General features: G+C 43.8%; 11 protein-coding genes. 9 read left to right on the top strand and 2 right to left on the bottom strand.

The features are described 5' to 3' along the window. The first annotated feature begins 118 nt into the window (after positions 1-118). The 3 genes from NLX82_RS25745 (at position 119) to NLX82_RS25735 (ending at position 5,441) form a co-directional block, all read left to right on the top strand. The gene (locus tag NLX82_RS25745) at positions 119-1,633 is read left to right on the top strand and encodes an MDR family MFS transporter (RefSeq protein ID WP_023986965.1); all 1,515 of its coding nucleotides are present in this window, start codon (positions 119-121) and stop codon (positions 1,631-1,633) included. 609 nt (positions 1,634-2,242) lie between these two features. Next, positions 2,243-3,742 carry a glycoside hydrolase family 68 protein gene (locus tag NLX82_RS25740; RefSeq protein ID WP_023986966.1) on the top strand — a complete coding sequence of 500 codons (1,500 nt, stop codon included), beginning with the start codon at positions 2,243-2,245 and terminating at the stop codon, positions 3,740-3,742. Positions 3,743-3,848: 106 nt separating this feature from the next. Further along, entirely contained in the window at positions 3,849-5,441 is a 1,593-nt protein-coding gene (locus tag NLX82_RS25735) for a glycoside hydrolase family 32 protein (protein ID WP_076160572.1), read from the top strand. A 175-nt stretch (positions 5,442-5,616) separates the two neighbouring features. On the opposite strand, the gene NLX82_RS25730 is transcribed toward NLX82_RS25735, so the two are convergent. Next, positions 5,617-6,081 (bottom strand): MarR family winged helix-turn-helix transcriptional regulator, encoded by a 465-nt coding sequence (locus tag NLX82_RS25730; RefSeq protein ID WP_013369372.1) that lies wholly within the window; start codon positions 6,079-6,081, stop codon positions 5,617-5,619. A 290-nt stretch (positions 6,082-6,371) separates the two neighbouring features. Here NLX82_RS25730 and NLX82_RS25725 point away from each other — a divergent pair, with 290 nt between their 5' ends. Together NLX82_RS25725 and NLX82_RS25720 are read left to right on the top strand one after the other, a co-directional pair. Then, positions 6,372-6,806, top strand: a complete 435-nt coding sequence (locus tag NLX82_RS25725; RefSeq protein WP_023986968.1) for a hypothetical protein — start codon at positions 6,372-6,374, stop codon at positions 6,804-6,806. A gap of 206 nt (positions 6,807-7,012) precedes the next feature. Next, positions 7,013-8,350, top strand: coding sequence for an amino acid permease (locus tag NLX82_RS25720; protein WP_254349245.1), 1,338 nt, complete (start codon positions 7,013-7,015; stop codon positions 8,348-8,350). Positions 8,351-8,370: 20 nt separating this feature from the next. Here NLX82_RS25720 and NLX82_RS25715 read toward each other — a convergent pair whose 3' ends face one another. Then, complete coding sequence (locus tag NLX82_RS25715) at positions 8,371-9,003, bottom strand: LysE family transporter (RefSeq protein ID WP_076160580.1); 633 nt, start codon at positions 9,001-9,003, stop codon at positions 8,371-8,373. A gap of 318 nt (positions 9,004-9,321) precedes the next feature. On the opposite strand from NLX82_RS25715, the gene NLX82_RS25710 reads away from it, so the two are divergent. The 4 genes from NLX82_RS25710 (at position 9,322) to NLX82_RS25695 (ending at position 13,660) form a co-directional block, all read left to right on the top strand. After that, positions 9,322-10,290, top strand: coding sequence for an SIS domain-containing protein (locus tag NLX82_RS25710; protein WP_053324625.1), 969 nt, complete (start codon positions 9,322-9,324; stop codon positions 10,288-10,290). Between the two features lie 28 nt (positions 10,291-10,318). Next, positions 10,319-11,131 carry a PfkB family carbohydrate kinase gene (locus NLX82_RS25705; protein WP_023986972.1) on the top strand — a complete coding sequence of 271 codons (813 nt, stop codon included), beginning with the start codon at positions 10,319-10,321 and terminating at the stop codon, positions 11,129-11,131. Between the two features lie 96 nt (positions 11,132-11,227). Next, positions 11,228-11,941 carry a GntR family transcriptional regulator gene (locus NLX82_RS25700; RefSeq protein WP_023986973.1) on the top strand — a complete coding sequence of 238 codons (714 nt, stop codon included), beginning with the start codon at positions 11,228-11,230 and terminating at the stop codon, positions 11,939-11,941. Between the two features lie 135 nt (positions 11,942-12,076). Continuing rightward, positions 12,077-13,660: an amidohydrolase gene (locus NLX82_RS25695; protein WP_075153724.1), complete on the top strand. Its 1,584-nt coding sequence runs from the start codon at positions 12,077-12,079 to the stop codon at positions 13,658-13,660. Position 13,661: the final 1 nt, after the last annotated feature.

Here is a 13,661-nt window from a genome sequence, read left to right as displayed (position 1 = left end):
CCTGTTTACGATTATGCAGTGCGGGTAATAATCCAATCTGGAAAGGCAAACCGCGCACAGATACAACACAGTTTTTATAAGGGAAGGATTTGTGATTTGCTTGGCAAACGATAAACCCATGAAGCGCGGACTCGTGCTGACAGGTGTTCTATTGGCCACTTTTCTGGCCGCAATTGAAGGAACGGTTATCGGTCCGGCGGGACCGACGATTGTTAGCGAGCTGGGCAGCGTGAATTTGCTCAGTTGGATTTTTACGGCATATTTGCTGACTATGGCTGTGACCACACCCATTTTCGGCAAGCTTAGCGATTTGTTTGGCCGAAAACCCATATTTTTAATCGGCTGTTCGTTGTTTGTACTTGGCTCTTTGCTTTGTATGCTGGCTGGTAGTATGGAGCAACTTATTATCTACCGGGCCATTCAGGGTATTGGTGCGGGTGGTGTCATTCCTGTTACTTTTACCATCATCGGTGATATCTACAAAATGGAGGAACGCGGCAAAGTCCAAGGCATGATTAGCTCCGTATGGGGGATTTCTTCCCTGATCGGGCCTCTCTTGGGTGGTTATGTGGTTACCTATTTTGGCTGGGAGTGGATTTTCGGTTTTAACGTTCCCTTTGGATTGCTGGCTATGTTCTTCATCGCCCGTTACTTGCGGGAACAGGTAAGCAAGCGTACTGCGCGTATCGACGTGCCGGGAGCGGTTACCTTTACCATCGGGATGACGGCCCTCTTGCTCGTATTGGCACTGGGCGGGCAGTATATCGGCTGGGCTTCTCCTGAATTGTTGGCCTTGGCTGCCGTAGCCATTTTGTTCCTGATTCTGTTTTTGGTTATCGAAAAACGCGCTCAGGAACCGATGGTGCCACTAAAGCTATTTCGGATACGGGATATCGCTTTTTCCTGTGCCGCAGCACTGTTAGTCAGCACCCTGCTGATCGGACTGACTAGCTATCTTCCACTATGGATTCAAGGTGTACACGGTGGAGATGCCGCTTCATCTGGTCTCGCGCTGGCTCCAATGTCCGTAGGCTGGCTATTTGGCTCCATGATCGGAGGACGCATTTTGCTGACCCTGGGCTCACGTCGAACCTCTTTGATTGGGCTGACCCTGATTGTTTTGGGGGCTTTCGTCATGACCTTGATGGGCCAAACGGCTCCGATCTGGCTGCTGTTCCTGTCTACATTGTTGTATGGACTGGGGTTTGGCTTCTCGATGACTGTGTTTACGATTATTGCCCAGTCCTCGGTCGGGTTCCAGTTGCGTGGCGCGTCTACAGCTTTGAATACATTCCTGCGCACGTTGGGGCAAACGATCGGGGTTGCAGCCTTCGGTTCATGGCTGAATTATCGCATTGCTGCCCAGACAGCAGACGGACAGCTTACACAGCAAGGGGTAACGCAGGAGGATATTAACGGTCTGCTTGCACCTCATGCTTCACAGAGTCTAAGTGACAAGGTTGCTGGATTACTTCGTTCTGTATTGGAAAACAGTCTGCATTCTCTGTTCGTTATCATGGTCGTTATTGCGGTTATTAGCTGGTTTGTCGTCCTCGGACTGCGGAACCGTCCGCCGGGCACTGAAGAAGAGGCAGATCAGCGCGTAAAGACACCACAAAGAGAACATGCATAAAAAATAATATAAATCTTTCATGATAAAGAGACAGTCCGGTACACCAAATAAGGGTCCGGGCTGTCTCTTTATGCAATGGTCTCTCCTCCTACTGATTCAGCAAAATAGCCACCTCGTATAGGACCGATAAATTCCCCAGCATACAAAAAGGAGATGAAAACCCCCTAGAGTTGCTATATATTCATAGGGTATAGGTAACAAAATGGTAAAAAAGTCTTAAGAAATTGTAACAAAAAATATGTTTCTGAATTGAGCTGTAGGGTACTAAGGAACCATTTTTTTGAACCCGCTTACAAATCGGGCTTTGTATGATTTATTTTAGAACGATTTTGCATGTGAATGAAGCAACCAACCTAGCAAAATGGGACACGGAAAAAAATCAAGTAGCAAATTTTTCTGAATGTAATAAAAATGAAAAATATAGGAATTTTCAGAAAATTACTAGGAAAATATGAGGATGAAATTCAAGAGGCACCTGTTTGCTTACCTCACATAATAGGGCTTTTCAGTCTATATCAATCGTTTGACATACCATATAAAATGGCCCTACCAACCAAAAAGTTGGGTTTCAAATCTAGAAGCATAATTAGATTAAGGGAGATGGAGTACTTGAAGTTTAACAAATGGTTCAGTAAAGCAGCCACTGCAACAGTAGCAACTACCTTGCTGTTAGGAGGCGGCGTTCAGGCTTTTGCCGAGGAAAATGATGCATCTGATCTCAAAACAGACAATGCATTTACCCAAATTACGCGTAATGACATGCTGAATATTTTCAAACAGCAAGGCAAAGAAAAATATGAGGTTCCGTCCTTCGATGCGTCTACAATTAAGAATATTCCTTCTGCTATTGGTCGCGACAGCTCAGGCAAGCTAATTGATTTCGATGTCTGGGACTCTTGGCCGTTACAAAATGCCGATGGCACAGTAGCCAATTACAAAGGGTATAATATCGTTTTTGGATTGGCAGGCGATCCTAAAAGAGGCGAGGATACATTCATATACCTGTTCTATCAAAAAGCGGGCAATACTTCACTGAGCGGCTGGAAAAATGCCGGCAGAGTATTTAAAGACAATGATAAATTGCTTGCCAACGATCCGATTCTAAAAAATCAGTCAGAAGAATGGTCAGGTTCAGCTACCTTAACCTCTGATGGACAAGTACGTTTATTTTATACCAGCAGACAGCCCTATGATCCGAATAACAAATTATACGGCAAGCAAACCTTGAGCACGGCTCAAATTAATGTCTCTCAGCCTGATGATAAGACACTGAAAGTAGATGGAGTCGAGGATTTGAAATCGATCTATGACGGTGGAGATGGGAAAACCTATCAAAATGTGCAGCAAAGCGTCGGAGTGGATATGGATAACCATACGTTTAGAGACCCTCACTATGTCGAGGATCAAGGCCACAAATATATTATATTTGAAGCCAATACAGGGACAGAGACAGGCTACCAAGGCGAAGATTCGCTTCAAAACTCAGCTTATTATGGCGGCAATAAGAAATTCTTCAGGGAAGAGCTTTCTAATCTGCAGCAAAGTCCTAAGAAAAAAGGAGCTGAGCTGGCGAACGGCGCACTGGGCATCGTTGAATTGAATGATGATTATACGTTGAAAAATGTAATGCCTCCTTTGATTGCTTCCAATCTGGTAACAGATGAAATTGAACGGGCGAATGTGTTCAAAATGAACGGTTTGTGGTATTTATTTACGAGTACGAGAGGTTCCAAGGTGACTGTAGATGCGATCGGAGACGATGATATTTACATGCTGGGTTATGTTTCTACTTCCTTGACAGGGCCTTATAAACCGTTGAATGGAACCGGTCTCGTTCTTCATCAGGATCTGGATCGTGATGATATTACCTGGACGTATGCCCATTTTGCTATCCCGCAAGGCAAAGGCAATAACGTAGTCGTTTCGAGTTATATGACTAATCGAGGGCTTTTCCCGGATCACAAATCTACTTTCGCGCCAAGCTTCCTGCTGAATATTAAAGGCTCGAAAACGTCTGTTGTGAAAAACGGTATTTTGGAGCAAGGGCAAATCACGGTTGATCCAACGAATGACAAAAAAGAATCTCCAAATGAGTATGGGAAGAAATAAGTAGGTATATGCAGTATGTCCGAAGGCGGCGGTTTGGTAGCTTACCGATCTGCCGTCCGTCGGACGATACATAACAATGCAATGAGAGGTAAGGAGGATCGTCATAATGAGAAAAAAAGCTCCCAAGAGCATTTGGATACGATCCGTTGTAATCATCACAGGCTTAACTATATTTATAGCTATGGGATGGAGTATGTACCAACAGGATGCAGCCAAACCCCAAAAACCTGCTGCAATTCCCAAAAATCAAGCTAATCAAAGTAAGCATACAACACCGACCTATCGTGCATCCTATCATTTTACTGTTCCGGATAAGTGGAAGAATGATCCTCAACGGCCCATTTATTTTGATGGAAAATATCATTATTACTATTTATATAATCGTGACTATCCCAAAAAGAACGGTACAGAATGGCGACATGCCACATCAACCGACCTGGTACATTGGAAAGATGAAGGGGTGGCGATTCCCAAATATACGAACCCGAATGGAGATCCTTGGTCCGGTTCGGTCGTGATCGATGTTAATAATACCGCGGGTTTTGGAAAAGGCACTCTAGTAGCCATTGTGACGCAGCCCTCCGCAGATGGCGGAAAGCAGGAACAATTTTTGTGGTACAGTAAGGACAAAGGCAAGACGTTTACTTCTTACCGCAACAAGCCTGTGATGTCCAACCCCGGTACAAAGGACTTCAGAGATCCCAAAATCATCCGAGATACTCAACGTAATCAATGGGTGATGGTCATGGCAGAGGGAACAAAGATTGGCTTTTATGAGTCTGATAATTTAAAGAATTGGCGGTATACGAGTGGCTTTCAAACGGAAAATATCGGGCTTGTGGAGTGTCCTGACCTTTACCGGATGCGTGCGGATGATGGAACCTATCAATGGATTCTAGGCGTGAGCGCCAATAGCAAATCAACAGGCGGGCCCAACACGTATGCCTATTGGACGGGAGATTTTAATGGAGAAGCATTTCTCCCTGATCACAGTGAACCTGAGTGGCTGGATTATGGGTTTGACTGGTATGGTGCAGTTACGTTCGAGGAAGGAAAAGACAAAGATAAATATAGTCACCGTTATGCTCTGGCCTGGATGAACAATTGGGATTATGCCAATAACACGCCTACCCTAAAGGAAGGCTTTAATGGAATGGATTCGATTGTTCGCCAAATTCGACTGAAACATACGGCAGATGCTGGATATCGATTGGTTTCACAGCCGGTACCCAATTTGGAGCGATTCCAAACATCCAAAAAATCATTAGGAACGATTAAAGTAGAGGGTACTCACCGGCTTCCGGTAGCAGGCGATGCCTATCAGCTAGAGGCGGATGTCTCTTGGTCCACGATTAAAAATGTAGGATTGAGGCTTCGAGAGTCGACGGATGGCAAGCGTCATGTCGATGTGGGTGTCTCAGTGGAAGGTCAATACTCTTACGTAAACAGAGCGAACACTGGGCAGCCGGATCAGAGTGGAAAATATGTAGAGAGCAAGGCGCCATTTGATCCCGATAAGAAAAAGGTACACCTGAACATTCTCGTCGATAAAACCAGTATTGAAGTGTTTGTCGATGGTGGAGAAGTAGCTTATTCCTCTTTAATATTTCCACGGTTAGAGGATCAGAAAATCACTCTGTTTTCCGATGGCGGTCCAGCAATTTTTAATAATGTAGTGGTCAAACACTTTAGTCGATAGTAGGTACTTATGCTGCTCGTAAGCTTGGGCATATTTCGCTCTATTCAGGTATATGAAAAGTCCACCCATGAATATAAGGGTGGACTTTTCTGTGTAAATCTAAATTTTTGTTTAGCACAGCTATAAGATTGTTCGTTTATTCACAAACGATCAGTTGCTAAAATTACTATTCGTTCTATTTGTGATAAGGTGACAGGTTATCAGCGCTACGGCCCAATTTTTTGAGCAAGCCGATGAGTTGATCTCTTTCGGTTTCACTGATTCCGCTAAAGGCACGTTCAATCTGACGTGTATAATCAGGATAAATTTCGTCCATGACACGTTGTCCTTCGTCCGTCAATTCTGCATATATAATCCGACGATCTTGGTCGCACGGGTGACGGTGCAAATAACCGCGGCTTTCCAGCTTGTCAATAACATAAGTGACATTTCCGCTTTGCAGAAGCAGCTTTGCTCCAATTTGTTGGATTGGCTGCGCGCCCTTGTGATATAAAACTTCCATCACGGCGAAGGCCGTTGGGTTGAAGCCCACCGTTTTGATGCCAGCAACCGCATGTTCGTTTACACTTTTGAATGACTTGGCAAACACGCTATACAAATGCATAGATTGCTGTGTCACCAATGTTCGGTAATCTATCATCTTCATTCCGCCTTTATGTATGGATTTGGGCATCCTTTGACCGCTCGGCTCGGATGACCGGGCAACCATACCCTTGTTACTAGCATAAAGGGATTTACGTAGCGAAAACATGCGATTTGTCACAGTAGCTGCTTTTTTAACTATTTAATTTCAAAGCTTTAAAGTAAATTTTTGAAAAATAAAGGTTTTGAATGTAAAAATACTGTTCCGGTTGGTTATATTAAAAATAACATACCTAACCTAATGAACCCCAATTAACAAAATAAGCTACTTCAGAGGAGATGAAACACATGGATACGGGTTCTTTCCGTTTTCAATTTCGTGATCCGCAGCAAGCCACCCAAGCCTGTGAAACATTAAAGGAAATTGGATATTCCGCCAGCACAAATGGTGACACAGGTCTCAGTGTTCATATTGAGAACCAGGATGTGTTGTCTGCATTGGAGATTTGCCAAGCCTATGAAGGAAGTATGATTGAGGTAGGAACTCTTTTCTCTAGACCGGATGCAATTCCCGATCTGCAAGGAAATGTCGGTGTACAAAATCCAGGTTATAGCCCGGAGGACTGGATTATCCCGGCGCACACGATCAACGAGGATTGGAGTGAAGCGTATAAAAACGGTTCCTCTCGAACGTACAGCAACACAACTGGGGAGCACAACGTCAGCTCTGATCAACAACCGGAAGACGAAGTGGATGGATTTTCTGGTAGCATCCATATTTGACCCAAATGATGACGCTATGTCGATTAGGCGGTTGTTTATGTTCCAAATGTTTTGTGAAGTAAAAAGCACCAGTAAACCTTGAGCGGGTTAGCTGGTGCTTTTTTATTGATAAAGAAGAGTCATTCATTCACATGAAATATATTGGAGAGGGCAATCTAAAGAATGGAGAGATCTGTCCCAAAATCTAGGAGTAGGGTGATTTTTTAATGGACAAACCGTCTGATATGCAAAAAGAACAAAAACTAAAATGGTGGCATCTTAGCTTGTTAGGAGTTGCAGGTACTATCGGTACAGGATATTTTCTGGGGTCCGGCTTAGCGATTTCTATTGGCGGTCCAGCCGTACTGATTGCATACTTTTTGGCAGCGGTTGGAACATATGTAGTGTTTGATGCTCTTTCGCGAATGACGGCAGATCATCCTGAACAGGGTTCCTTCCGTTCCTATGCCCAAAAAGCATTTGGAAGTTGGGCAGGATTCGGCAGTGGCTGGGTATATTGGTTTTCGGAACTCCTTATTAATGGGAGCCAGTTAACTGCGTTGTCTATATTCTCACGTTTTTGGTTTCCTCAGGTACCGATGTGGATCTTTGCGGCAGGCTTCGGGATTTTAGGGCTTGTGATTGTTTTTTTCGGCAATAAGGGTTTTGATCGAGTTGAAAATGTATTGGCCATCATTAAGATGGCAGCTATTGTTATGTTTCTGGTCTTGGCCGTTGCTCTTTTGGCAGGCTGGATCGGAGGAGGAAAATATAATCCAAAGTTCCCCATCAGTTACAAAGAGTTTTTCCCTACCGGCGGTATAGGATTGTGGTCATCTTTTATTTTTGCCTTTTATGCATACGGAGGTATTGAAGTGCTCGGAATTATGTCAAATCGGCTTCAAAAACCGGAGGATGCACCTAAAGCAGGAAAAGTAATGCTGGTTACACTGGTTGCAGTGTATGTGCTTTCGATTGGTCTGGCTGTGTCTATGGTGCCATTAAGTGCCTTTAACCCGAAAGAAAGTCCTTTTGTGCTTGCGCTCAGCAGCGATCATCTGGTTTTTATGCCTCATTTATTTAATGGAGTGCTTATTATTGCAGGGTTCTCAACAATGACTGCATCTCTATATGCAGAGACATCTATAATGATTACACTCGCACAGGAAGGAGATACACCCACATTATTTTCACGGAAGTGGAAGGGTAAATATCCTCTATATGCACTTAGTTTGATCTCCGTTGGATTAATCTCAGCCATCGTAATGTCGTTGCTACTACCGGGAAAAGTATATGAATATATCACTACTGCAGCGGGTTTAATGCTGTTGTATAATTGGTGCTTTATTTTGCTGTCTTCAGGTAAGCTACTGGAATCGAGTAGATCAAACCATATTAAACGTTGGATTGGATTATTGTTGATAGCTATGGCTGTGGTCGGATCATTTTTTCATAAGCTTAGCCGCCCGGGAGTTTACATCAGCTTATTGCTTGTCTTGTTAATTGCAATATGTGACCTTATCGTACAATGGGTTCGCCGAAAACACACGAAGGTATCTCGGTAATTTTGCCAAGAAGCCAAGAGTTAGCGTAAAAAAAGTAATTGAAATGCTTGTACACCAAAATAAAAGCCAAAACCGATAAGAGATAATCCAGACATCCAAGAGATGGTTTTAAGCAATCCGGTTTTTAGAAACCTACGGAAAATACTTGAAGCGGCTGCCATAGTCACATCCCAGAGTAGCACACCTAATACAATCGCTCCGCTAAAGATCATTAGCTGTTGTACTGGATATGTATTAGCGACGTTTGCGAGTATGGACCCGTAAATCCCAAGCCAGAACAGGATGGAGAGGGGATTGAATAATGACATCAGGAAGCCCGCTAGAAATGAGTTGGTTAGGGTATTACCGTTTCCCCTTAATTCAGACTCTGAAATCACACCTGCATTTTTGATGCTTTCAACACCTGTATACACAAGTACGAAAAAACCAAACATCCATAAAAAAGCTTTGACAAACGGGGCATTAAGAAGGTGGATCATTCCCAAATAGACAAGCAGCATATAGATTATATCTGCGGTTATTGCACCAAGACCAATAAACCAGGCATGCCAAAACCCATTCTTAATACCTCGATCCAACTGTGCGGCATTAATCGGTCCAATGGGAGCGGAAAGTGACAAACCGAGAAAAATATAACTGATAAACGTATTAATGTCCTTTTTCCTCCTTGAGTATTATTTGATGTTATGTATTTGTCTATATTAGTTTATTCGGACAAACCCATCTGTAAGACCATTTTTTTGTACGTATATTGCAGGAGTAGCCTCGTTATTGCCAACCACTATCAATCAATTAAAACTAAAAAAGGAGCTCTAATCCCGTACACAAAAGGATTAGAGTTTTTTTAATGACAGGTTATAAAAAAAGTCTATTTGATCGAATAATTGGGCTTGACACTTTTATTGAAAGCGCTTATATTTATCTCGTAAACAATACGTTATATAACGTTATATAAAAAAGGAGAGATAACAATGAATGTACATCAGACGGTTCAAACGATTTATGAACAAGCGAGTGGGAAGATTTCTGAGGTTTATTTAGTAGCCTGCGGGGGCTCATTAGTCGATATGTATCCCTCAAAATATTTTCTGGATAGTGAAGCAAAGAAGTTGGTAGCAGGCATGTATACGGCGAATGAGTTTGTGCACGCGCTGCCAAAACGTTTAGGTAAAAACGCAGTAGTCATCGTCTGCTCCCATGGTGGAAACACGCCGGAATCGGTTGCGGCTGCTAAATCAGCCAAAGAGAAAGGCGCTTACACCATCGGCTTAACCCACAATAGTGAAGCGACACTGCTCAATTATTCCGATTATTCATTCCTCTACGAATGGGGAGATGAGAGCGATGTCAAAAATAACCCTATGGCTATTATTTTAGAGCTTACTGTTGAGCTGCTTCAAATCGCTGAAGGCTATGTGCATTATCAAGCTTTCCAGAACGGCTTGGGAGCAATCAATGGAATTATTAACCGGGCAAAAATACAAGTTGAACCGCGTGCCAGTGTATTCGCTGACAAATATCGCAATGAAGATCTCTTCTATATTCTGACTAGCGGAGCTTCTTATGGACATGCCTACGGATTTGCTATCTGTTCTCTGATGGAAATGCAATGGCTCCATGCGGCTTCAATCCATTCCGGTGAATTTTTCCACGGTCCGTTTGAAGTAACGGATAAAGAAACTCCATTTATTCTGATGATCAACGAAGGACGCACACGGGCACTGGATGAGCGGGCACGGACTTTCCTGAGTCAATATGCCGAGAAAGTGGAAGTGATCGATGCGAAGGAGCTTGGAATCGGAACCATTGCCGACGAGGTCGTCGAGTTTTTTAACCCGGTTTTATTTTACAGCATTGTATGTGTTTATCGTGAAGCACTCGCAAATGTACGCAATCACCCACTGGAAACTCGCCGTTATATGGGCAAAGTAGCTTACTAAGCGCTCTTACCAACAGGAGGAAACCATCATGAAAGTTCTAGGCATTGGCGATAATGTGGTAGATAAATATGTTCATCTGCACATGATGTATCCTGGCGGCAATGCGCTTAATTTCAGTGTATTTGCCAAAAAAGCGGGAGTAGATGCAGCCTTTATAGGAGTATTCGGAGATGATAACGAAGCGCAGCATGTAGAACACATTCTCCGTGAGCTGGAAATTGACATTTCACGGTGCAGATATCACAGCGGTGAGAACGGCTGCGCACGTGTAACCCTGGAAGACGGAGACAGAGTATTTCTGGGCAGCAATGAGGGAGGAGTTACACGTCTCCATCCGCTGGAGCTGAGTGAAGAAGACAAGGCCTATGTTGGCGGGTTCGACCTTATACACACCGGCTTGTACAGTCATACAGGGCACTTGCTGCCTGAATTGGAGACGCTGGGAATCCCTCTTTCTTTTGACTTTTCGGATGATTTCGTAGATGCACAAGTGGAGAAATATATTGCGTATGCCGATTTCGCTTTCTTCTCTTGCAGCCATATGACGGATGAAGAGACACAGAACTATATCCGCTCCAATCGAAAAAAAGAGGGGCAAATCCTGGTAGCCACACGCGGTGGAGATAGGTCTATTGCCTATGATGGTACTAAGTTCTATTTTCAAATGCCTGATTCCGTTGACGCTGTGGATACGATGGGGGCAGGAGACTCTTATATAACCGCCTTTTTACTGAGTTTTTTAAAAAATAGCAACATTCAGGACGCTATGGCAGAAGGCTCGAGGGTTGCCGCCCAGAGCTGTCTGGTAGAAGGTTCTTTCGGATACGGCGTCTGCTACTAAAAAATTATTTTCAAATATCTTCACTTGTAAGAATATGTAACATTTGATACTCTAAGTGGGAGTAATATAACGTTATATGACAAGTGAGGGCACATTATGTTGAATTCAGACCAAGCAGAGCCATTATATATTCAATTACAAAAAGCAGTCAAAACCGCTATTCATAATGGAACATTTACGCAGGGAAGTCGTATACCGACCGAAACTGAGCTAAGCGAGACCTACAATGTAAGTCGAATTACCGTAAGAAAAGCAATTGCCGAATTGGTTCATGAAGGTTATCTGACCAAACGTCAAGGAAAAGGTACCTTTGTCAATGTACCCAAAATTGGGCGGAAGATTGAACATATTATCAGCTTTACAGCTGCCTGCAAATCCAACGGCCTCTCTTCACACAGTGTGGTCACAGAACGTGAAATCATAGAAGCAGATGAGAAAATTGCACATCAGTTGCAGCTGCCACAAGGAGAAAAAGTGTTATTTATTCAGCGCAAGAGATACGCCGGTGATCGACCGCTAATGCTGGAGAATAATTTTTATCCTTATGACCGATTTTCTTTTCTAATGGAAGAACAGTTGGAGGGCTCTGTATACGAACTGCTGCGTCATAAATACAGCATCGATCCTAACCAACCGGGAGAGACGATATTACAAATCGCTTTGGCGGATGAATACCAAGCAAAGCTGCTGGAGACGGCCATCGGACAGGCGTTGTTCTACATGCACACGATTATTTATGATCAGCATGGAAGCCCCGTTCATGTAGGTAAGCAGTACATCATTGGAGACCGTTATCAATTCTCAATATAAATCCGTTGCCTGTTAGGTAATGTTATTCAGGTACGGCGCAGCTTCTGCTTCCACTTCATAAGAGAAGCAGAAGCAATATTATAACGTTATATTACGTTATGTTATAGGGCGGATAAATAATGAGGGGGTGAAATTGTGCAAGGGAAGAATGACACATTATCGGACAAAGTTTTACTGTCAAATGCTATTTTTAATGGCTTAGAAAATGAAGCCTCGCCTGGGTTTATTGCACTGCGAGGAGAATGTATTGCAGCAGTGGGGCGTCCCGAGGAAGCACAAGCTTGGATAGGAGCGGGAACGGTTGTCTGTGATTTGGGTGATGCTTTTATCATGCCAGGAGTTCATGACAACCATGTATTTTTTACCGGATATATGTCGATGCATCGGGGCGTGGATTTGACTCATGCAGCCTCGATTGAAGAAGCAGTGGAATCAATGCTACAAGCGGCAAACAATCTTCCGCCAGGGAAAGATGTAACCGCTTACGGGTGGAGCGAGGAAGGATGGGGCAAGCTGCCTGAGCAAAGCTTGTTGGACGAGCTGTTCCCTGATCGGGCGGTAATTGCCATTAACCTAAATAAAAGCTACTGCTGGATGAACCGACTGGCTCAGGAGAAATATCAATTTTTGCCGGATCAATGCAGTGCTGAGGCACGAGCTTTGCTACTCCAAGCTATGATGCAGGACCACAGCCTTGTCAAACAAGAGTTTTTGGAGTTTTGCCGCATACTAGCTGCACGAGGAGTTACTTCCATAAAAGATATTGGCTTTGACCGGCATAGCGAGCTGCTGCCGATTCTAGAAGAATTGAAAGAAACGGGGGAACTGCCGCTCAGATTTCATTTCTCGCTTGAACCCGTTGTTGAATCGCTTGATATTGCCACCGGTATGAAGTATAAAGCATTTTATAATGGAGACCTTATTCGTTTCCAAGGATACAAGCTGATGCTTGACGGTGTCGTAGCAGATCATACGGGGGACATGCTGGAACCTTACGCAGATATGCCAGGAGTAACGACTTTGAGGACGGTTGACTACAAAAAGATTGAAGCCTCTGTGCTGGAAGCAGACAGCCAAGGTATCAAATGCTGTCTAACCGCAGAAGGTGATGCTGCGATTCGCCAAGCGGTATCCATGATTGAAAAATGCCGCGAACAACAAGGTAATAACCTTATCAGACATTCGATCAGTGATCTAGAGTATCCTCATCCAGATGATCTGATCAGAATGGGCGAAAACGAAATTTTTGCCGAAGTCTACGCTCAAATCCTGCTACTGAATCCAACCTATGAAGAGGCCTATATGCCTGTTGTGGTAGGCAAAGGTAATGAAAATCGGTTTTATAATTATAAATCTATGCTGGAGGCTAATGTGCCAATAACCATTGGGACTGATCTGCCCTTATTTATCACGAGTGTTCCCGATTCACTGTACTCAGCTTCTCATCGGTTATTTCCGGACGGATCACCTGCTGGAGGCTGGTATCCCGATCGGGGGATGCCGCCATCCGAAGTTTTAAAGGCATGGACCATTAATGGAGCCAAACATTGTTATATGGAAGAGGTTACAGGCACGCTAGAGGCTGGAAAATATGCTGACATCGCCGTTTTTGATCGCGACCTCCTTAACGCATCCGCTGGTGACATCAGGGACGCCCAAGTGATATTGACCATTATGGGAGGGAAGGTTACGTATAACCATTCTTGGAATGAGGGATAAA

Source organism: Paenibacillus sp. A3M_27_13, from assembly GCF_024213315.1.
Taxonomy (GTDB): Bacteria; Bacillota; Bacilli; order Paenibacillales; family Paenibacillaceae; genus Paenibacillus; species Paenibacillus polymyxa_B.
The sequence above is the reverse complement of the archived record's forward strand: the minus strand, read 5'-3'. Positions and strand labels throughout refer to the sequence as shown.